Annotated in this window: 20 protein-coding genes and 1 riboswitch; of the genes, 14 read left to right on the top strand and 6 right to left on the bottom strand. The window is 71.8% G+C overall.

Annotated features, from left to right (window positions below; translation table 11 throughout):
• The first annotated feature begins 267 nt into the window (after window positions 1–267).
• Together IE267_RS11805 and IE267_RS11800 are read left to right on the top strand one after the other, a co-directional pair.
• Window positions 268–1,044, top strand: coding sequence for an isocitrate lyase/PEP mutase family protein (locus IE267_RS11805; RefSeq protein WP_189763160.1), 777 nt, complete (start codon window positions 268–270; stop codon window positions 1,042–1,044).
• Window positions 1,045–1,270: 226 nt separating this feature from the next.
• Window positions 1,271–3,337, top strand: coding sequence for a SpoIIE family protein phosphatase (locus IE267_RS11800; RefSeq protein ID WP_189763159.1), 2,067 nt, complete (start codon window positions 1,271–1,273; stop codon window positions 3,335–3,337).
• 41 nt (window positions 3,338–3,378) lie between these two features.
• Here the strand turns inward: IE267_RS11800 and IE267_RS11795 are convergent, their stop codons facing one another.
• Both IE267_RS11795 and IE267_RS11790 read right to left on the bottom strand, forming a co-directional pair.
• A complete protein-coding gene (locus IE267_RS11795; protein WP_189763158.1) occupies window positions 3,379–3,741 on the bottom strand; it encodes an ATP-binding protein in 363 nt (120 codons plus the stop codon).
• A gap of 160 nt (window positions 3,742–3,901) precedes the next feature.
• A complete protein-coding gene (locus tag IE267_RS11790) occupies window positions 3,902–4,774 on the bottom strand; it encodes a UbiA family prenyltransferase (RefSeq protein ID WP_189763157.1) in 873 nt (290 codons plus the stop codon).
• Between the two features lie 81 nt (window positions 4,775–4,855).
• Between IE267_RS11790 and IE267_RS11785 the strand changes: the two genes are divergently transcribed.
• The 6 genes from IE267_RS11785 to IE267_RS11760 all read left to right on the top strand — a co-directional run bounded on the left by IE267_RS11785 (window position 4,856) and on the right by IE267_RS11760 (window position 10,507).
• On the top strand, window positions 4,856–5,917 hold the full coding sequence (locus IE267_RS11785) for a type III polyketide synthase (protein WP_189763156.1): 1,062 nt from the start codon (window positions 4,856–4,858) through the stop codon (window positions 5,915–5,917).
• Between the two features lie 6 nt (window positions 5,918–5,923).
• Window positions 5,924–6,445: an isoprenylcysteine carboxyl methyltransferase family protein gene (locus IE267_RS11780; protein WP_189763155.1), complete on the top strand. Its 522-nt coding sequence runs from the start codon at window positions 5,924–5,926 to the stop codon at window positions 6,443–6,445.
• Entirely contained in the window at window positions 6,442–7,455 is a 1,014-nt protein-coding gene (locus tag IE267_RS11775; RefSeq protein ID WP_189763154.1) for an NAD(P)/FAD-dependent oxidoreductase, read from the top strand. Before IE267_RS11780 ends, IE267_RS11775 begins: the two co-directional genes overlap by 4 nt.
• Before the next feature lie 449 nt (window positions 7,456–7,904).
• The gene (locus tag IE267_RS11770; RefSeq protein ID WP_229861027.1) at window positions 7,905–9,050 is read left to right on the top strand and encodes a globin domain-containing protein; all 1,146 of its coding nucleotides are present in this window, start codon (window positions 7,905–7,907) and stop codon (window positions 9,048–9,050) included.
• Window positions 9,047–9,703 carry a pyridoxamine 5'-phosphate oxidase family protein gene (locus tag IE267_RS11765; protein WP_189763153.1) on the top strand — a complete coding sequence of 219 codons (657 nt, stop codon included), beginning with the start codon at window positions 9,047–9,049 and terminating at the stop codon, window positions 9,701–9,703. Before IE267_RS11770 ends, IE267_RS11765 begins: the two co-directional genes overlap by 4 nt.
• 219 nt (window positions 9,704–9,922) lie before the next feature.
• The gene (locus tag IE267_RS11760) at window positions 9,923–10,507 is read left to right on the top strand and encodes a TerD family protein (RefSeq protein ID WP_167151707.1); all 585 of its coding nucleotides are present in this window, start codon (window positions 9,923–9,925) and stop codon (window positions 10,505–10,507) included.
• 65 nt (window positions 10,508–10,572) lie between these two features.
• Here IE267_RS11760 and IE267_RS11755 read toward each other — a convergent pair whose 3' ends face one another.
• Window positions 10,573–11,061 (bottom strand): beta-class carbonic anhydrase, encoded by a 489-nt coding sequence (locus IE267_RS11755; protein ID WP_189763152.1) that lies wholly within the window; start codon window positions 11,059–11,061, stop codon window positions 10,573–10,575.
• 306 nt (window positions 11,062–11,367) lie between these two features.
• Between IE267_RS11755 and IE267_RS11750 the strand changes: the two genes are divergently transcribed.
• The gene (locus IE267_RS11750; RefSeq protein ID WP_167151702.1) at window positions 11,368–12,183 is read left to right on the top strand and encodes a DUF427 domain-containing protein; all 816 of its coding nucleotides are present in this window, start codon (window positions 11,368–11,370) and stop codon (window positions 12,181–12,183) included.
• Here IE267_RS11750 and IE267_RS11745 read toward each other — a convergent pair.
• Both IE267_RS11745 and IE267_RS40425 read right to left on the bottom strand, forming a co-directional pair.
• The gene (locus IE267_RS11745; RefSeq protein ID WP_189763151.1) at window positions 12,173–12,985 is read right to left on the bottom strand and encodes a glutathione S-transferase C-terminal domain-containing protein; all 813 of its coding nucleotides are present in this window, start codon (window positions 12,983–12,985) and stop codon (window positions 12,173–12,175) included. The two genes, IE267_RS11750 and IE267_RS11745, sit on opposite strands and share 11 nt — an antisense overlap.
• A gap of 109 nt (window positions 12,986–13,094) precedes the next feature.
• Window positions 13,095–13,160, bottom strand: coding sequence for a putative leader peptide (locus IE267_RS40425; protein WP_362459411.1), 66 nt, complete (start codon window positions 13,158–13,160; stop codon window positions 13,095–13,097).
• Window positions 13,161–13,196: 36 nt separating this feature from the next.
• Window positions 13,197–13,342, bottom strand: a riboswitch (SAM riboswitch).
• 191 nt (window positions 13,343–13,533) lie between these two features.
• Here IE267_RS40425 and IE267_RS40120 point away from each other — a divergent pair.
• The 5 genes from IE267_RS40120 (at window position 13,534) to IE267_RS11725 (ending at window position 18,778) form a co-directional block, all read left to right on the top strand.
• The gene (locus IE267_RS40120; RefSeq protein ID WP_268251541.1) at window positions 13,534–13,662 is read left to right on the top strand and encodes a hypothetical protein; all 129 of its coding nucleotides are present in this window, start codon (window positions 13,534–13,536) and stop codon (window positions 13,660–13,662) included.
• 169 nt (window positions 13,663–13,831) lie between these two features.
• Window positions 13,832–14,623: a GNAT family N-acetyltransferase gene (locus IE267_RS11740; RefSeq protein ID WP_189763150.1), complete on the top strand. Its 792-nt coding sequence runs from the start codon at window positions 13,832–13,834 to the stop codon at window positions 14,621–14,623.
• A 297-nt stretch (window positions 14,624–14,920) separates the two neighbouring features.
• Entirely contained in the window at window positions 14,921–16,132 is a 1,212-nt protein-coding gene (locus IE267_RS11735; RefSeq protein ID WP_189763149.1) for an LLM class flavin-dependent oxidoreductase, read from the top strand.
• 21 nt (window positions 16,133–16,153) lie between these two features.
• Window positions 16,154–17,527: an NtaA/DmoA family FMN-dependent monooxygenase gene (locus tag IE267_RS11730; RefSeq protein ID WP_189763148.1), complete on the top strand. Its 1,374-nt coding sequence runs from the start codon at window positions 16,154–16,156 to the stop codon at window positions 17,525–17,527.
• Between the two features lie 123 nt (window positions 17,528–17,650).
• The gene (locus tag IE267_RS11725; protein ID WP_189763147.1) at window positions 17,651–18,778 is read left to right on the top strand and encodes an LLM class flavin-dependent oxidoreductase; all 1,128 of its coding nucleotides are present in this window, start codon (window positions 17,651–17,653) and stop codon (window positions 18,776–18,778) included.
• 65 nt (window positions 18,779–18,843) lie between these two features.
• Here the strand turns inward: IE267_RS11725 and metX are convergent, their stop codons facing one another.
• On the bottom strand, window positions 18,844–19,986 hold the full coding sequence (gene metX, locus IE267_RS11720; RefSeq protein WP_189763451.1) for a homoserine O-acetyltransferase MetX: 1,143 nt from the start codon (window positions 19,984–19,986) through the stop codon (window positions 18,844–18,846).
• Window positions 19,987–19,991 lie beyond the last annotated feature (5 nt).

Here is a 19,991-nt window from a genome sequence, read left to right as displayed (position 1 = left end):
GCGGCGGTTGATCCGGGTATCCCGGCACCCATGCATCACCTGCCGGCGGCCGGCCGAAACGCTCGGCGCCCCGAGGTGACCCGCCCGGCGCAGCCCGCCCGTGCCCGGCCCTGTCGAGCTCCCCTCTCGCCGGGCTCCGAGGCGGGCGGGGGCGGCGCGAGGCCCTGACCACAGCCCGCCCCGTTGATCAACGCAACGCCGCCGAGTCATCCTGGTGCCCTCGGGGCACTCCCCGCGCGGCCATCCCGTCCGAAAGGCGTCACGGACATGACGTTCAAAGACCTGCACCATCAAGCCGCCCCGCTCCTGCTGCCCAACGCCTGGGACGTGGCCTCGGCGCTCGCCTTCGCGGAGGCCGGCTTCCCGGCCGTCGGCACCACGAGCTTCGGGGTCGCCGCCGCCGGCGGAAGCCCCGACGGCGGCCGGGCCAGCAGGCAGGCCACACAAGCCCTCGCCCGGAAGCTGCGGAGCGCCCCCTTCCACCTGTCGGCCGACATCGAGGACGGCTACGGCGACGACCCCGAGCGGGTGGCGGAGTACGCCGCCGGCCTCGGTGCCGACGGCGTCAACATCGAGGACAGCACCGACGAGAGGCTCATCGAGCCCGCACTGCACGCGGCCAAGATCGCAGCCATCAAGCGCACCTCGCCCGACCTCTTCGTGAACGCCCGCATCGACACGTACTGGCTCGGCCAGCGGGCCACCGTGGAGGAGACCCTGGCGCGGGCCACCGCGTACGTGGCCGCGGGCGCTGACGGCATCTTCATTCCCGGGGCGACCGACCCGGCCGAGCTGCATGACCTGGTGAACGGCATCACGGCACCGGTGAACACCCTGGTCCACCCCACGCTCACCATGGCGGAGCTGGCCCGGCTCGGCGTGCGGCGCATCAGCACGGGGTCGCTGCCCTACCGCGCCGCGATGGACGCCGCCGTGCGGGCCGCCACGGACGTACGCGACGGTGGCACGCCTCCCGCGGCGACGCCGTACCCCGTCATGCAGGAACGGCTCCTGCGCCATCAGCGGGCAGAGCGTAAGGACTGAAGGACTGACGGGAGCCACGACGTGCAGATCCGTCCTTTCGGCGTGGCACGCCGGCGCACAACGACGCGCGGGGCAGAGCGGCCACAGAACCCTGACGGGTCGTAGGGGACCTTCGGCCACCAGGAAATGACCTTCGCGGGCGGCGGCCCGGGCGGCGGTCGGCTGAGATGGAAGACCCGCCCGCAGGGAGGCTTGCCGCGCCCGTTCGCTTTCGAGGTCGATGTCCATGTGTGTAGACGCCGGCGCCCCCGGCTGCCCCCGCCACGAGGCGCTCGGCGTCGACGGCATGTGGATGCTGCTCGCTCCCGCGGACGAGCCCGCCGGGGCGGGGGAGCTCATCCGGGCCAGCCCCCGGGCCCGGGCGGCCCTCCTCGACGGCAGGTCCCCGCGGCGCAGCTTCGCCGATCTGCTCGCCCCGACCAGCGTGGCCATCTCCCGCCAGCTGCTCCTGGACGCTCTCGAAGGCGGCGGCCGCACCTGCCGCCAGCCGCTCGAATACGCCCATGCCGACGGGGCGGTCATCTGCATGACGTCGGCGCGTCGCTTCGACCGGTGCGACGGCGGACACGGGCTCCTGGTGGAGATCGAGGAGGAGGAAGAGGGGGAGTGGCTGCACTGGGAGGCCCTGCGCTCCATGACCGTACTGGCGGACCACTCCTTGTGGACGTACGACGAGGAGGCGGACGAGTTCAGCTGGCTCGACGGTGAGCGCCTGTACAACGGCGTGGGCCCCGGCGACCGGATGCCGCTCGCCGAACTGCTCGGGCTCGTGTACGCCGACGACGTGGGCCGCGTGGAGGAGGCGTTCTGGGCGCTGCGCAAGGGGCGGGCCCGGCAGGTGGACGTCGACTTCCGGATGCCGGACGAACACGGCGACCCGCACTGGCTGCGCACCCTCGCCCGGCTGGTCCGGTTCGGGTTCGACGGCAAGCGACGCGTCGTGGGGACGACGATCAACACCACCGCGGCCGTCGAGCGCCACCAGTCGCTGCTCAAGGCCCACGCGGACGCCCGGCGCCGCGGGGACCTCGTGCAGCAGCTCGCCGCGGCGTTCGTGTCCGCCGCCACGGAGGACGAGCTGACCACGGCGATCCTCAACCGGGTGGCCCCCGCCTTCGGAGGGAACGGAACGCTGCTCGCGTTCGCGGAGGAGGGGAGGTTGCGGGTGACGTTCGGCGCGGGGATCGATCCCGCGCTGGCCCGCTCGCTCCACGGGCTGCCGCTGGAGGCCCCGAAGCCCCTGACCGAGGCGATCCGTACGGGCACGCCCCTGTTCATCGCCACCCGGGACGACTACCGGCGGTCCTGGCCACTCGCCCACGGGTTGCTGGACGCCACGGCCGCCGAGTCCTTCATCATGATCCCCCTGCGGGGCCAGGGCGCTTCCCCGCTCGGCGGCTGGGTCGTGACCTTCGACCGTCCGCACAACCTCTCCGACCACGAGCAGACCCTCGCCGGCGTCATGGCGGATCTCGCGGGGCAGGCGTGGGAGCGCATCCGGCTGCAGTCCGCCCGGGCCGAACTCGCCAGCACCGTACAGCGCAACCTGCTGCCCGCCCTGCTGCCGGTCGCCCCGGGCTATGAGATCGAGGCCCGGTACAGCCCCGCTCACCACGGCCTGGACGTCGGCGGGGACTGGTACGACGTCATCGCGCTGCCGGACGGCAGCACCGCCTGCATCATCGGCGACGTGCAGGGGCACAGTGTGCAGGCCGCGGCACTGATGGGGCAGGTGCGGACCGCGATGCACGCGTACGCCTGGCAGGATCCGGCTCCGGACCGGGTGCTGGCCCGCACCAACGACCTCATGCTGCAGATGCGGCTGCCGGTCTTCGCGACGTGTCTGTACGCACTGCTCACGCCGGACGGCCGGGTCATGACCGCACGGGCCGGGCACGTCCCGCTGGTGCACGCCGCCGAGGGCGGGGCCGAGGTCCGCGAGTACCCGGGCGGCCCGCCGCTGGGGGTGCTCGCGGGGAGCGATTTTCCCGTACACGTCCTTCACATGGCACCCGGCGACCTGCTCGCCCTGGTCACGGACGGCTTGGTGGAGGGGCCGCAGCTGCCGATCGACGCCGGTCTTGCCGGGATCTGCGATGTCGCCGAACGCCGGCGCGCGGCGCCGCTCGCGGAGATCGCGAACGTCGTCATGGCTCAGGGCGACTCGTTGACGGGACACGTGGACGACCGGGCGGTGCTCGTGGTCCGCCGGGGAACGTGTGAGGAGACGTCCGTAGCGGGGCCGCGGCGCGCGTTGGCGGACTCCAACCACCCTGCTGGGTCGGCTGGTTGAGAGCCGCAGGCCCTCGGTAAGGGCGGGACGTCGGGACCCGGCTACCGGGTCCGGCTCCAGCTTGCCTGGACGGTCTTGCCCTGCTGATGAGGAATCACCCTGAAGTCGGTGGCCGGCCGACGCACGATGCCGAGCCCGAAACCGCCCCCGCCGCAGAGGTCCCCGGAGCGGGGGACGGGGGCCGTGTTGCTGTGATCGCGCACCGCGGCCACGAGCTTCCCCTGCCGCTGGTCCAGGGAGAGGTGCCAGGGGCCTCGGGTGTGGCGTATGGCGTTGCCGAGCAACTCGGCTACCACGAGGACGACTTCGTCGGCGTCGACCCACGGGCACATCGCTCGACAGTAGTGAGCCGTGGCCTTGCGGGCAGCCGATGGACCGATCTGCGAAGAGTTGAGGGTCAGCATCGATCCGGAACACTCCTGTCTGGGTGCCTGTCTGTACGCGTCCCTCTGCCCGTCTCTCGGCAAGGGAGACAGATATGGGAGCAATAGGGTCATTTTCTCTGCGGCAACGGGACTTGAGCACCTGTCCTCGATGACCAACGGCAGGGGGCCGGCCGTCCCGTCAGGCGAGGGCGGCTCCGCGCAGTACCAGGAGGGCCACGTCGAGGACGGCCAGGAGCAGGGTGGCCGTGAACGGCAGGCGGCTGCGCGCGCCGGAGCGCGGGGGCAGGACGACGGCCGCGGCCAGCGCGCTCGTCACCGCGAGGCCGGTCCACTCCAGGGGGCCGGCCGGGGTCGACGGGCCGAGGACGAGCACGGTCGAGGCCGCCAGAAGCGGCACGGCCGCCATGAGGCGGGCCCGGTGTGCGCCCAGGCGTTGGGGCAGTCCGCGGACGCCGGTGGTGAGGTCGTCCTCGATGTCCGGCAGGACGTTGGAGGCGTGCGCGCCGATGCCGAGCAGGGCCCCGGCCGCCATGGCCCAGCCGGGGGGCCACGGGTGGTCGGGCAGCCCGAGCGTGACGACCGCAGGCAGCAGTGCGAAGGCGGCGGCGTACGGCAGCCAGGACAGCGGAGTGCGCTTGATGCCGAGGTTGTAGGACCAGGCCAGCGCCACGGCGACCAGATGGACGCCCCCTGCCGCCGGCCCCATCGCCAAGGACAGCGGCACGCACAGGACAAGGGCGCAGAGCGCGGCCGTGGCCACGGTGCGAGGGGTCGCCGTGCCGGACGCCAGGGGTTTGTCGCGCCTTCCGGTGGCGATGTCGCGGTGCAGGTCGGCGCGGTCGTTGCACCAGCCCACCGACAGTTGCCCGGTGAGGACGGCCGACGCGGTCAGGACGGTGCCGCCCAGGCCTCGCCCGGTGGTGGCCGCAAGGACGGTGGCCACCACGGTGACGGTGAGCGAAGGCCCCGGGTGCGAGGCCGCCAGCAGCCCGAGAAGGCGCCCGCCCGAGCCGGAGCGCGGCGTGCTGGCAGAGGCTGCGGTGGTGTGCACGGCTTGAGCATAGGCGCCATCCGACCTGCCGGATATCAACCAATTCCTGATGGTTGATCAGTTCGCACCTATTCTGACCGAATGACGCGAATCGCCGCTGTCCATGGGGTGCTCCCGCCCCACCGGTACCAGCAGTCCGAGATCACCGAGGCGGTCGCGGCGATGTGCCTGCCGCCGGGTGCGGACCGCAGCGTACTGAGGCGCCTGCACACCAGCGCGGCGGTCACCACCCGTCACCTCGCTCTGCCCCTGGAGCGGTACGCCGATGTGCACGGCTTCGGGGAAGCCAACGACCTCTTCATCGAAACCGCCCTCGGTCTCGCCGAGCAGGCGATGGTGTCCGCCCTGGCGGAGGCCGGTCTCGCTCCGCAGGACGTGGACCTGGTGATCTCGACGTCCATCACCGGGCTCGCCGTACCGTCGATCGAGGCGCGCCTGGCCGCACGGCTCGGGCTGCGTACGGACGTGAAGCGCGTACCCGTCTTCGGTCTGGGCTGTGTCGCCGGGGCCGCCGGACTGGCGAGGCTGCACGACTACCTGGACGGCCGGCCGGACCAGGCGGCGGTACTGCTCTCGGTCGAACTCTGCTCGCTGACCCTCCAGCGCCGGGACACCTCCGTGCAGGGCATGGTGGCGGGCGCGCTCTTCGGAGACGGTGCGGCCGCGCTGGTGGCGGTGGGCCGAGAGCATCCGCGCGCTCGGGAGCAGGCGGGGCCGCAGGTCGTGGCCACGCGCAGCCGTCTCTACCCGGGCACCGAAAGCGCCCTGGGCTGGGACATCGGCGACAGCGGCTTCGCCGTGGTGCTGGGCGCCGAACTGCCCGACCTGGTGCGGCTCCACCTCGGCGAAGAGGTGCGGTCCTTCCTCGCCGAGCACGACCTCAAGCCGCCGGACGTCACCGCTTGGGTGTGCCACCCCGGTGGGCCCAAGGTGCTGGAAGCGCTCCAGGAGACCTTGTCGCTGGACGCCCGGGCGCTGGACCTCACCCGGCGGTCACTGGCCGAGGTCGGCAACCTCTCCTCCGCCTCGGTCCTGCACATCCTGCGCGACACGCTCGCGGTGCCTCCGCCGCCGGGCAGCGCCGGTCTGGTGCTCGCACTGGGGCCGGGTCTGTGTTCCGAACTCGTTCTGCTCCGCTGGTAGGCCCCTGTGAACCCGTACACCGTTCTGATCCTGCTGGTGGCTGGGGAGCGACTGGCCGAACTCGCCGTCGCGCGCCGCAACACGACATGGAGTCTCGCGCGCGGCGGCGTCGAGTTCGGGCGCGGTCACTATCCGACGATGGTCGTGCTCCACACCGGACTCCTCATCGGCTGTCTCGCCGAGAGCCAACTCGCCCACCGCGCCTTCCTGCCGGCCCTCGGCTGGCCGATGCTCGCGCTGGCACTCGGTGCCCAGGCACTGCGATGGTGGTGCATCACCACGCTGGGGCCGCGCTGGAACACCCGCGTCATCGTCGTGCCGGGCCTGCCACTCGTCGCCGCGGGCCCCTATCGGCTGCTCAAGCACCCCAACTACCTGGCCGTCGTGGTCGAAGGCGTGGCCCTGCCCCTGGTCCACTCCGCGTGGCTCACCGCGTTGTGCTTCAGCCTGCTCAACCTTCCGCTGCTCGCGACCCGGCTGCGCTGCGAGACGCTCGCCCTTCGGCGCTGCGTCCCGGAACCGGCGTGATCGACCTGCTGATCGTCGGCGGCGGCCCCGCCGGGCTCGCCACCGCGATCCACGCCGTGTCGGCCGGTCTCGACGTGGTGGTCGCCGAACCCCGCACGGCCCCCATCGACAAGGCATGCGGCGAGGGCCTGATGCCGGGCGCGGTCCGTGCCCTGCGCGAACTGGGCGTCCAGCTGCCCGGTCAGCCCATCCACGGCATCCGCTACCTGGACGGCGAGTGCCTGGCCGAAGCCAGGTTCCGCGGCGGGCCAGGCCGGGGCGTACGGCGAACGGCGCTGCACGAGGCTCTGTCCCGCAGGGCGGCGGACCTCGGTGTGCCCGTCGTTCCCCTCCGGGTCGGCACGGTCGACCAGGACTCCCACAGCGTCACCGCCGCCGGACTGACGGCCCGCTACCTCGTCGCCGCCGACGGCCTGCACTCACCGATCCGCAGGCAGTTCGGCCTGGAACGCGCCGACCCGCGGCCGCCCCGCTACGGACTGCGCCGCCACTTCGCGGTGGCGCCGTGGACCGACTGCGTGGAGGTCCACTGGTCGCCGCGATCCGAGGCCTACGTCACACCGCTCGCCCCCGACCTGGTGGGCGTGGCCGTCCTGACGAGTCAACGGGCGCCCTTCGACGAGCAGTTGGCCTCCTTTCCGGCCCTGGCCCGGCTGCTCCGCGCGCACGCCACGTCTCCCGTCCGGGGCGCCGGGCCACTGCGCCGGCGCGTCCGGGCCCGGGTCGCGGGCCGTGTGCTGCTGGTGGGGGACGCGGCCGGCTACATCGACGCACTCACCGGCGAAGGCATCTCCCTCGCACTGGCCGGCGCGGCACACCTCGTGCGGTGCGTACGGGCCGACCGGCCGCAGGACTATGAGCAGGCCTGGCACCGCGCCTCCCGGCGCTACCGGCTGCTGACCGAGGGACTGCTCCGCGCACGTTCCCACCCGCGCCTGGCACCGCGCATCGTGCCGCTCGCCACCCGCCTGCCCGCGGTCTTCTCCCACCTGGTCAATCAGTTGGCTTGAGGGGGTTCGGCGGGTGTGCAGAGGGGCCGTAAGGCCCGGCGCGGAAGCCCCGGGTGGCGACATGTGTGCCCATGTCGGGCCACGCCCACTTCGTGCGCCGCAGTCGCGGCGCAGCGCGTCCGGGTAACGAGTCCGACAGGGCTGACGCAGTAATTCAGGGGAAGACGATCAACGTCATGTCCACGCCCCGTCTGGAAGGTGAGCTGCCCGACCCACTGCGTCCCTGCCCACCCGCCGTTCAGGCTCCCTGGAGCGGCGGTCTCTGAGATTGCGACAACTCTGTGTCCCGACGATCGTTGCGCACGGCCCCCACGCCGCCGCTCGACCCCGCATACCCCACCGCTACCCGGCCGAGCCACGAGCCACGCCCCGAAGCGCCCGCGACATCCGAAGCACCGGGGCCGCCCGCGACCGACGAGCCGCCCCTGACCGAGCGGGAGGTAGCCCTCGTGCGTGCGGGTCTCGCGGTGGTCGAACCACAGGCCGGCGAGGTGACGGTGTACTTCTACGCCATCCTCTTCGCCCGTTACCCCGAAGTTCGAGCACTCTTCCCCGCCGACATGGACGTCCAGCGCGACCGTCTGCTGCGAGGCCTGCTGCGCATCATCGAGCTGGTGGACGACCCGGACAACCTCGTCCGGTTCTGTTCCCTTCTGGGGCGTGACCACCGCAAGTTCGGAGCACTGGAGGGGCACTACCCGGCAGTGGGGGAGTGCCTGCTCGCGGCACTGGCCCGGTATGCCGGCCCCGACTGGACACCCGAGATGGCCGCCGCCTGGACGAAGGCGTACACCACGGCAGCGGGCGTGATGGTGCAGGCGGCCGAGGAGGACAGCCGGGTGCGCCCCGCCACATGGCGGGCGCAGATCGTCAGCCACCTGCCGCGGGGCAACGGCATCGCGGAGATCACGGTGCGCCCCGAATTCGCCTACCCCTACACCGCGGGCCAGTACCTCAGCATGGAGACGCCGTGGAGACCCTTGGCCTGGCGTCACTACTCCGTGGCCAACGCGCCCAGGCCGGACCACACCCTCACCTTCCACGTCCGTGCCGTCCCCGGCGGAGTGGTCAGCAACTCACTGGTGTACCGCGCGGTCGTCGGTGACATCGTCAGGCTCGGGCCGCCGCAGGGGGCCATGTCCCTGGACGCCGCCGAGGACCGCGACCTGGTGTGCGTGGCTGGCGGCACCGGACTCGCCCCCATCCGCGCCATCCTGGAACAGGCCGCGCACACCGGCATACGTCGTTATGTCGACCTCTTCATCGGCGCCCGCACCGCGGACGAGCTGTACGGTCTCGACGACATGCTCCGCATGGCCCAGCGTCATCACTGGCTGTCGGTCCGCGCCGCCGTCTCCCACCAGCGCATCGTGGGCAGGGAAGGAACCCTGCCGCAGGTGCTGCGCGAGTTCGGGCCCTGGGACCAGCACGAGGCGTTCCTGTGCGGGCCGCCCGACATGGTCAGCTCCGCCGCCCACAACCTCATGCGCGGCGGTGTCCCCCCGTTCCGGATTCACCACGACCCGCTCGACGTCCCCGTCCTCAACACCCCGCTCGCGCCCATGCGCAACCCCGAGGAGAACCCAGAGCCGTGACCAGCCCCCACCCCATACCCTCCCCGGGTGAGCGTGCCCTCCAGGCCCACCTCGGCACCGCGGAGCGCGCGAACTCGTTCTACTCCCGCCAGGTGCATCCGGTGCTGACCCCGCCCATGGAGGACTTCATCGCGCGGCAGTCCATGGTGTTCCTCTCCACCGCCGATGCGGGCGGACGCTGCGACTCCAGCTTCAGAGCCGGGCCACCGGGCTTCGTCACGGTCCTCGACGACAGGACGCTGGTCTACCCCGAATACCGTGGCAACGGTGTCATGGCGAGCGCCGGGAACATCGCGGAGAACCCCCATGTGGGGCTGCTGTTCATGGACTTCACGCACCACCACATAGGCCTGCACGTCAACGGGACGGCCGGGTTGCTGGCCCCCGCCGACCCGCGCATCGCCCACGCCCGCATTCCCGTCGATTCGGCCCCCGGGCGGCAGCCCGAACTGTGGGTCCACATCACGGTGCACGAGGCCTACGTCCACTGCTCGAAACACATCCCCCACCTCGAACCCGCCTCCCGCCCCCGGCGCGACGAGTCGGCCCAACGCCCCAAGGACAGCGACTACTTCGTCGCCCCGCCCGCCGACCTGCTGGGCGCGGGTAGCCAGTACGACCACCTGGCCCACGACCCTCGATCCCCGCGATGAGGTCACCGGGTGCGAGCGGCCCGGAGGGCTCCGGCCCGGCGATCGGGTTGGTCCTGGGGCGGGTTGGCCGACCCGCCCCGTCCGGCCGGAACCAGTGCGCCGGTTCGTCCCGGAAAGCCGGAGTGCTCCCGGGCCGGACCCGATGCACCGAGTCGTCGTAGCATTGGGCACACTTTGCTGTTTATAGACCTATGCGAACTACCAGAGGATGGCTGACGCATGATCACGCTGACGAAGGAAACCGGGCCGGCGGACCTGGACGGAGTTACCCATCTGTCCCTCGGTGTGTCCTGGGACCCCACGGCCGGCAGCAGCGGTGGAGTGGTGGGGATGCTCCGTCGTAAGACGGGCACCGACCTCGACCTGATAGCCGTCGCCATGCAGGGCGCTGACCCGGTGCGGCTGGCGGGCCTCGACTCCTTGGACCCGATGGGCAACGGCTCCCTCGTCCACAGCGGCGACAACCAGACCGGTCACGGCGACGGCGACGACGAGACCGTCACGGTCGAGTTCGCGCGCGTACCCGCCAACATCACCTCGATCGTGTTCGTCGCCGCGGCCTTCAAGAAGGGCAGCTCCTTCCAGAAGGCCCGCAACATCAGCTTCAAGGTCTACGACGCGACGGGCGGCAGCTCGCAGCAGGTCGCCGACATCTGGCCCAGCCTCCTGACGCAGGACAACGGCTGCGCCGTGGCGAAGGCCACGCGGGCCGGCGCCTCCTGGAAGCTCGAAGTGATCAACGTGACGGGCAAGATCAAGCAGGGTGACGAGCACGCGCTGATGCGGTTCGCCGTCAGCAAGTAGCCCCGGCGAGGGCGGCCCTCGCGTGACGCGAACGGGCCGTCCTCCGATCACCGGCGCCGCACGCCTCAGACGACCTCGTTCAGCCTGCCGTCCGCGACGTCGAAGACGAACCCCCGAACCGCGTCCTTGTGCACGATGAAGGGGTCGGCCTTGATGCGGGCGACGGACTGCCGCACATCGGCCGCCAGGTCGGTGAACGCTTCTGCCGCCCAGGGCGGTCGGATCCCGGTGTCCTGCTGGATCTCGTCCTTGAAACCGTCATCGGTGAAGGTGAGCATCCCGCAGTCGGTGTGGTGGATGAGGATGATCTCGGTGGTGCCGAGCAGTCGCTGGCTGATGGCGAGCGAGCGGATCTCGTCCTGCGTCACGACGCCGCCCGCGTTGCGAATGACGTGGGCTTCGCCTTCCCGCAGGCCGAGCAGGGCGTAGACGTTGAGCCGTGCGTCCATGCAGGCCAGGACGGCGAGCTGCTTGGCGGGCGGCAGGGGGAGGGGGCCGGCGAAGGACTTCGCGTACAGCGCGTTGTTGGCGAGCAGTTCATCGGTCACGGACATGTGCCCTCTGTTCTGGTGCGTCGTCGTGAGGATGGGGGGTGCTGCGGGCGCACGGCAAGGCCACGGGCCGATCCGGTGCGTACCGGGCGCGCGAGTGCTCAAGCGCGGGAGGCGGCTCGGCGAGGAGCGCTCAGCGACAGAAGAGGTCGTACAGATAGACGCGGCGGGACGGCCAGAAGGCTTCCAGTGCGCGGGCGACTGCGGACACGCGTCCAGTGAAGCGCCCTCTCCGGCCGCTGACAAGGAGACACTTGTTCGGCCCGCTCGGGCCATGGGCACACGGAGCAAGCCGAGGGAGAGCAGTTCATGACCACGTTCCCCACCGCGCGAAACGTCAGGACCACACCGGAGGGCCTCGTCTGGGAGCCCGGCGAACGCTGGGTCCGAGGCCGCAAGGGGGAGGTCACCGTGGTCGACAGCAGGCACCCCGTCCTCGTCTGGGAGCCGGATGTGCCCGTCCCGCTGTACGCGTTCCCCCGTGACGAGGTACGTCAGGAGTTGCTCCGGCCGGCGAAGAACCCGCCCACGGGTACGCACACGGGCTCGCGCGTCTTCTACGACCTGGAAGTCCAGGGCGAGTTGACGGAGAACGCGGCATGGACGTTCCCGGCCGACGACCTGGCCGGGCACATCGCCTTCGAGTGGTTCACCCGGGTCGGCCGCGGCCTCGACCACTGGTACGAGGAGGAGGAAGAGATCTTCATCCACCCCCGCGATCCGTACAAGCGCGTCGACGCGCTTGCGAGCAGCCGGCATGTGACGGTCGAGATCGACGGCACGGTCGTCGCCGATACCCACCGCCCGGTGCTGCTCTTCGAGACCGGACTCCCCACGCGCTACTACATCCCGCGCGAGGACGTGCGTCTGGACCTGTTCGAGCCGACCGACCACAGCACCGGGTGCCCCTACAAGGGCACCGCCGAATACTGGTCGTGGCGCGGCGATGCCGACGTACCGCCGAACGTCGTCTGGACCTATCCGGAGCCACTGCCCGCGGTGGGCGCCGTCCAGCGTCTCGTCGCCTTCTACAACGAGGCCGTCGACATCACGGTGGACGGTGAACGGCTGGAGCGCCCCGCCACGGTGTTCAGCAAGACGCTACCGACACCACCTACGCCATGACCCCGGCCCTTCGGCCGGTCGCCGGGGCGTGTCCCGCGGGTGCCTGGATCGCGCTCCGGAAAGCGGGATGCTCCCCGAGCCGCCGCACGTACTCCCCGAGCCGAGGGGCCCCGAGCAGTTCGGCCGGCTCGTCGAGGTGGACCAGTGCCACCCACAGGTCCACGTCCGAAGCCGTCAGCTCCTCGCCCAGCGCGTAGGGACGCCGGGCGAGACGCCGGTCCAGTCGGCCCAGCGCCGCTCGTCGGGCCGAGGGCTGTGCGGCGGGCGTGACGTCGCGGTCGAGCAGGGTGCGCAGGGCCTCGATGTCCGCGGTCAGGTGCGGCGGCCTGAGCGCGGCGGGCCCGGCGCCGCCCTCGCCGGCGAGCGGACCGGCCAGGTCGCGGAGGATGTCGGACGTGTGGTTGCTGACGATGCGTCCGCTCCACCGGTCGCGCAGCGCGGGCGCCGTGAGCGGGCCGTCGTAGTGGTACCCCGTGGTCTCGTAGGCGCGGCGCAGCGCGGCGTATCCGTCCGGGGTCGCGGTGGGGGAGGTCAGCAGAGTCGTGCCGACCGAGTCGCGCAGACCGAGCAGGTCGAGGGTGATCGAGATACGCAGTGACCTGGGACAACTCCCGCACAGGAAAAGGTCGTAGCGCCGTGGGGCGGGGTAGAAGCCACCGGCCGCGCCGACGCCGATACGGCTGCGAAAGCGACGGGGGTACGGCGACGGCGACGGCACCCGGGGGCGCGCGCCCGGCGCGGGGGCCGGGGCCTGACAGCCGGTGGAGGCAGTGCGGGACGTGCGGGAAACGGTCTCGGGCATGACTCTCCCTGGGAATGAGACGCCACTGCGGCCATGAGCGCACCAGTGGCCGGATGCGGGGTGGCCGCGCCGGTCGGGGGCGGTCCGGATCGCGCGGACCCGTCCCGGATCAGTAGGCGCTGGAGACGCGCAGGAGGTCGATGTGCAGGCGCCTGGTCAAGCCGCTCCTCGGCATGTCCACCCGCCTCATCCTCGGGGCTCGCGAGACGCGAGACCACGCTTGCCCCGCCGTGCAGGCGAGACCCGGTCGTCACCCGGGGCACCCCGTCGCGGTGGAAGGGTTGCCTGTCAGCGGGCCGGGGCCGATGACCACGGGAGCGGGGTGAATCCGCACTGTGGGCGCTGACAATCGTGACCGTCCACGCCAGTCTGAGCGGGGTTCGCGGAGCCGTCAAGAAGGCCGACAAGGGGTCTCAACTGGTGGCCCGTACATTGACATTCCCTTCGGCGCCTGCCTACCTTTCGCGAACGACGTGATGCCCTCGGGCCCGTAGCAGCGGGCCGGTGGCAGATGCACCTGCGGGGCCGGAGAAGTGACGGGGACAGTGATGCGCGCAGCTGAGGGGACGGCCGCCCGGCGGCAGCCCGGACGCATCGCGCTGTGCACGGACCGCTGCGTCGACCTGCTGCGCGTCAGCAGCGCGCTGTGTACGGCCATGAGCAGCACCCTCCGCTGAGCCCGGCAGTTGCCCCAAGTCCCTGACGTCCACCGCCCGCGCGGTGCGGCTCCCCGGGCTTGACGACCCCCTCGGCCCCCACGGACCCCACGCGTCATCGCAGGCCTCCACGCCGTGTTCCGCCCGGCGAGGGCCCTGCCGCGATCCCGATACGGAGACCCGCCCCGCCATGTCCACCAGCGTGTACCCAGCCCCGCCGTCGAGCCCGGCCGCTCGCCTCCCCGAACCGCATGTCCTGGACAACGCGGCCTGGGCGGCGCTGACGGGCCCGCAGGCGCACCTCGCCGAACGCCACGGCCTGGCCGCCCGCTTCCCCACGGACGTCTCGCCCTTCACCGCTCTGGCGGACCCCACCGACGTCCGCGCCTGGGACGACCTGGCCGTACTCGTCGGGCCCGGTGCCGTCACCCCGGTCGCCGCGGTCCACACCGTGCCGGACGGCTGGCACGTCGAGCAGAGCGGCGAGGGCGTCCAGATGGTGGCCACGGCGTTGCACGACGCCGCCGCGCCCGACGCCGTGCGGCTCGGGCTCGCCGACGTACCCGAGATCCTCGAACTCGTCGCGCTGACCAAGCCGGGCCCCTTCCTGCCCCGTACCGTTGAGCTCGGCACCTACCTGGGCCTGCGGGAGGGCGGGCGGCTGATCGCGCTGGCCGGAGAGCGGCTGCGCCCGCCCGGCTGGACCGAGATCAGCGCCGTGTGCACCCACCCGGACCACCGCGGCCGGGGCCTGGCGACCAGGCTCGTGCGCGCGGTCGCCGCAGGCATCAGAGAGCGCGGGGACACCCCCTTCCTCCACGCCGCCGCGAGCAACACCAACGCCATCCGCCTCTACGAGTCGATCGGCTTCACCCTGCGCCGCCGCACCCGGTTCACGCGCGTCCGGACACCGGGAGAACTCTCCGACCCGCCCGTCCGAGCGGGCCAGGAAAAATCCGAACTCCGGGAAGAAACGGCGTAGTTGTGCTGTTGGACTCGATGAAGAGGACGTGGTCCCCCGGTGGGGGGCCGTCGGCGCGAGATCGGCAAGGAGCCCGGGGGCACCGGACAGAAGGGGCGGTGAGCCAGGTGCGTACGCCGTCTCGTCGCCCTGCCGCGAAGCCGGTTCCGCGCCGCCGTCTGTACCTGTACTCCCGGCACCACATCGACCTGCTGCGCGTCGCCGGCGCGCTCTGTCGCCCCTGACGTTCCCCTACGGCCACGCCCCTCGCACGGGGGCGGGCTTCCCCGTACGGATCTTCAGGAAGGCGTCACCGCCGTGACCTCAACTCCCCATCCCCTGCACCTCGCTGTCGCTCTCGACGGCACCGGCTGGCATCCGGCGTCCTGGCGGGAGCCGGTGTCCCGGCCCCGGGACCTGCTCACCGCCGGATACTGGGCCGACCTCGTCGCGGAGGCCGAACACGGGCTGCTCGACCTCGTGACCATCGAGGACGGTCTGGGGCCGCAGTCGTCGCGGCTCACCGAGCCCGATGACCGGACCGATCAAGTGCGCGGCCGTCTGGACGCCGTCCTCGTCGCCGCCCGCATCGCACCGCGCACCCGGCACATAGGCGTCGTGCCGACGGTGGTGACCACACACACCGAGCCCTTCCACATCTCCAAGGCGATCGCCACGCTCGACTACGTGAGTACGGGCCGCGCGGGCGTACGCGTACAGATCGGCCCGCGCCCCAACGAGGCCGCGCACTTCGGCCGCCGGAGCGTCCCGTCGCTGCCGGCCGGGGGCTACAACACCCCCGAGGGGCAGGAAGCGGTGCGCGGCCACTTCGACGAAGCGGCCGACTATGTGGAGGTGGTCCGCAGGCTCTGGGACAGCTGGGAGGACGACGCCGAGATCCGGGACGCGGCCACCGGCCGCTTCGTCGACCGCGAGAAGCTGCACTACATCGACTTCGAGGGCGAGCACTTCCGTGTGAAGGGCCCCTCGATCACCCCGCGCCCGCCCCAGGGGCAGCCGATCGTCAGCGCACTCGCCCACGCGACCGTTCCGTACCGTCTGGTGGCCAGGGCCGCCGACATCGGCTACGTCACCCCGCACGACAGCGACCAGGCGCGCGCGATCGTCGCGGAGATCCGCGCCGAGCAGGCGCTGGCGGGGCGCGCGGACGAGACCGTGCACATCTTCGGCGACCTGGTGGTCTTCCTCGACGACGATCCCGCCGAGGCCGCAGCCCGCAGGGAGCGGCTCGACGCCCTCGCGGGCGAGGCCTACACGAGCGACGCCCGCATCTTCACCGGTACGCCGTCCCAACTCGCCCACCTGCTGCAGGAGTTCCAGGCGGCAGGACTCTCCGGCTTCCGGCTGCGTCCGGCCGTCGTCGGCCACGACCTCCCCGCGATCACCCGGGGTCTGGTCCCCGAACTCCAGCGCCGCGGTGTCTTCCGGAGCGCCTACGAGGCCGACACCCTGCGCGGACTGCTCGGACTCGCCCGTCCCGCCAACCGCTACGCCGCCACCACCGCCTGAGCCGGACGGAGACCGCACGACATGAGCAAGCCCCTGAAGCAGATCCATCTGGCCGCCCACTTCCCCGGCGTCAACAACACGACCGTGTGGAGCGATCCGGCTGCCGGCAGCCACATCGAGTTCAGCTCGTTCGCGCACTTCGCGCGGACCGCCGAACGCGCCAAGTTCGACTTCCTGTTCCTCGCCGAGGGGCTGAGGCTGCGTGAACAGGGCGGAAAGATATACGACTTGGACGTGGTGGGGCGCCCCGACACGTTCACCGTCCTGGCCGCGCTCGCCGCCGTCACCGACCACCTCGGCCTGACCGGCACCATCAACTCCACCTTCAACGAGCCCTACGAGGTGGCCCGCCAGTTCGCCAGCCTCGACCACCTCTCCGGTGGCCGTGCCGCCTGGAACGTGGTCACGTCCTGGGACGCCTTCACCGGGGAGAACTTCCGCCGTGGCGGGTTCCTGCCGCAACAGGAGCGCTACTCGAGGGCCAGGGAGTTCCTGGAGACGGCCAACGAGCTCTTCGACTCCTGGCGGGGTGACGAGATCCTCGCCGACCCGTCCACCGGCGCGTTCCTGAGCGACGCGAAGGCCGGCTCCTTCGCCCACACGGGTCAACACTTCGACATCCACGGCCAGTTCAACGTGCCGCGCTCCCCGCAGGGCCGCCCGGTGATCTTCCAGGCAGGAGATTCCGAGGAGGGGCGCGAGTTCGCCGCGTCGAGTGCGGACGCCATCTTCAGCCGCTACGCCACGCTGAAGGAGGGCCAGGCCTTCTACGCCGACGTCAAGGGGCGCCTTCCCCGCTACGGGCGCGAGCGTGACCACCTGCTGATCCTTCCCGCGGCGAGCTTCGTACTGGGCGACACCGACGCCGAGGCCGAGGAAATCGCACGCGACGTGCGCCGTCAGCAGGTGAGCGGGGCCACCGCGATCAAGCACCTGGAGTTCGTGTGGAACCGGGACCTGTCCGGGTACGACCCCGAGGGCCCGCTCCCGGACGTCGACCCCGACCTCGGCGAGCACACCGTCGCGCGAGGACGTGCCCAAGTGCGCATGTACCGCGACCCGTTGGCCACCGCCCGCGAGTGGCGCGAGCTGGCCGAGGCCAACAAGTGGTCGATCCGTGACCTGGTCATCGAGACGGGCAACCGGCAGACCTTCGTCGGCTCACCGGCGACCCTGGCGGGGACCATCAACGACTTCGTGCAGGCGGACGTCAGCGACGGCTTCATCCTCGTCCCGCACATCACCCCGGGCGGTCTCGACTCCTTCGCCGACCAGGTCGTCCCCCTGCTCCAGGAGCGGGGCGTGTACCGCACCGAGTACGAAGGCACCACACTGCGCGACCACCTCGGCCTGGCCCACCCCGACGAGCGCCACGACGTCCGGTCCGCGTCGTGAACCGCCGGACAGAGCCGGCCGGGGCGCCGGTTGTCGTCGCGGCCGCCCCACGGCCCGCGATGCGTACGGCAGCCGGTGCCCGCCCCGTCTTCGTGCCTGCAGACCGCTGAGGAGCCTTCGCACATGTCCGACATCCCTCTCGGGATCCTCGACCTGGTCCCGATATCGTCCGGGTCCACGGCCACCGAGGCGCTGCACAACTCCATCGACCTGGCGAGACATGCCGAGAGGCTCGGCTATGCCCGCTACTGGTACGCGGAGCACCACCTCAACCCGGGCGTGGCCGGCACCTCGCCCGCGGTCGTCCTCGCCCTGACCGCTGCCGCCACGTCGTCCATCCGGATCGGCTCCGGTGCCGTCCAACTCGGCCATCGCACGGCCCTGTCGACGGTGGAGGAGTTCGGTCTGATCGACGCACTGCACCCCGGACGGCTCGACCTCGGACTCGGCCGCTCCGGCGGCCGCCCGCCGGGAGGCGCCACCGCTCCCGTCCCCGGCGCGACCCCGGTGGTGGACGGACGGGCTCCCAACGGGCTGCGGATTCCACCGCGGTTCTCCTTCGAGCACCTCCTGGGTTCACCCCGGGTCGCCCTCCAGCGCAAGCTGCTCCTGCTGCCGAACGCGGAGTCGCAGCCGTACGGGGAGCAGATCGACGACGTCCTCGCGCTGCTCGCGGGCACCTACCGCTCCGAGGACGGCATCGAGGCACACGTGGTGCCGGGAGAGGGCGCCGACGTCCAGGTGTGGATCCTGGGCAGCAGTGGTGGGGAGAGCGCCGAGGCGGCCGGCCGCAACGGCCTGCGGTTCGCGGCGAACTACCACGTCAGCCCCGGGACGGTACTGGAGGCGGCCGAGGGGTATCGCGCGGCTTTCCGGCCGTCCGACGCCCTGGCCGAGCCGTACGTCACCGTGTCGGCCGATGTCGTGGTCGCCGAGGACGAGGAGACCGCCCGTGAACTGGCCACCGGATACGGACTGTGGGTCCGTAGCATCCGGACGGCCGAGGGCGCCATCCCGTTCCCCACGCCCGACGAGGCGCGCGCCCACACCTGGTCGGAAGCGGACCTGGCGCTGGTGCGGGACCGGACCGACACCCAGTTCGTCGGTTCACCGAGCAGCGTCGCCGACCGGCTCGCCCAGCTCCAGGAGGCCACCGGGGCCGACGAGTTGCTGATCACCACGATCACTCACGGCCACAAGGACCGCGTCCGCTCCTACGAGCTGCTGGCCGAGGAGTGGCGCAGGAGGTGAGGCTGCCGCCGCCCCGGATCACGGACGACTCCGCTGATCCGGGGCGGACTTCGCCGCGTCGGTCACTATCCGACGAGTTCGCGCACCAGCCCCGCGACCTGCGCCGCCTCGATGAGGAACCCGTCGTGTCCGTACGGCGACTCGATGACGCGAGGGCGGTCCGCGCCCGGGATCAGGGCAGCCAACTCGGACTGCTGCGACAGCGGGTAGAGGCGGTCCGAGTCGACTCCGGCGACCAGCGTCCGGGCGGTCACCCGGCCAAGGGCCCCGCGTGTGCCACCGCGCCCACGGCCGATGTCGTGGCTGTTCATCGCCTCCACCAGCGTCACATAGCTGCCCGCGTCGAAGCGCCGCACCAGCTTGTCGGCATGGTGATCGAGGTACGACTCGACCTGGTAGCGGCCGCCCTTCCACGGTTCCTCGTCCGCCTGGGGCGTCCGGCCGAAGCGGGCCGCCAGCTCCGGCTCGCTGCGGTAGGTGACATGGGCGAGACGGCGGGCCAGGCCGAGTCCGGTGTGCGGGCCGTGCCCGGGGCCGGCGTCGTAGTAGTCGCCGCCGCGCCAGTGGGGGTCCGAGCGGATGGCGTGCAGCTGGATGTTCGCCCAGGCGATCTGTTCGGCGCTCGCACCGGCGGTGGTGGCCAGCAGCAGCAACGCGTCCGTCCGGCGCGGATGCGACACGGCCCACTCCAGGGCGCGCATCCCGCCCATGGAACCACCGACCACCAACGCCCAGCGTTCCACGCCGAGTTCATCGGCAAGACCGGCCTCCGCCACCACTTGATCGCGCTGGGTGAGGAACGGGAAGGCGGCGCCCCAGGGCTTTCCGTCGGGTCGCGCGGAGGAGGGGCCGGTGCTGCCCTGGCATCCGCCGAGTACGTTAGGGACGACGACGAACCAGCGGTCCGTGTCCAGGGCGCGTCCCGGGCCGATCAGGGTGTCCCACCAGCCGGGGGAGGGGTGGCCGGGTCCGGCGGGTCCCGCCGCGTGGCTGTCACCGGTGAGTGCGTGCAGCACGAGGACCGCGTTGGAGCGGTCGGGTGCGAGCCGTCCCCAGGTCTCGAACGCGAGCCGCACGAGGGGAAGTTCACCGCCTGCCTCCAGGCTGAGAGGTCCAGGCCGGGTGTGCCACCTGCGACGCCCGGGAGGGTCTCCCTCCCGCCAGGCCCCGGAGGCCGGCGGGAGGGAGGGCCGGGACCTGCCGGGCAGGATGC

It is taken from the genome of Streptomyces xanthochromogenes, assembly GCF_014650455.1.
GTDB lineage: Bacteria > Actinomycetota > Actinomycetes > Streptomycetales > Streptomycetaceae > Streptomyces > Streptomyces xanthochromogenes.
This window is presented reverse-complemented; position numbering and strand designations above follow the sequence as displayed.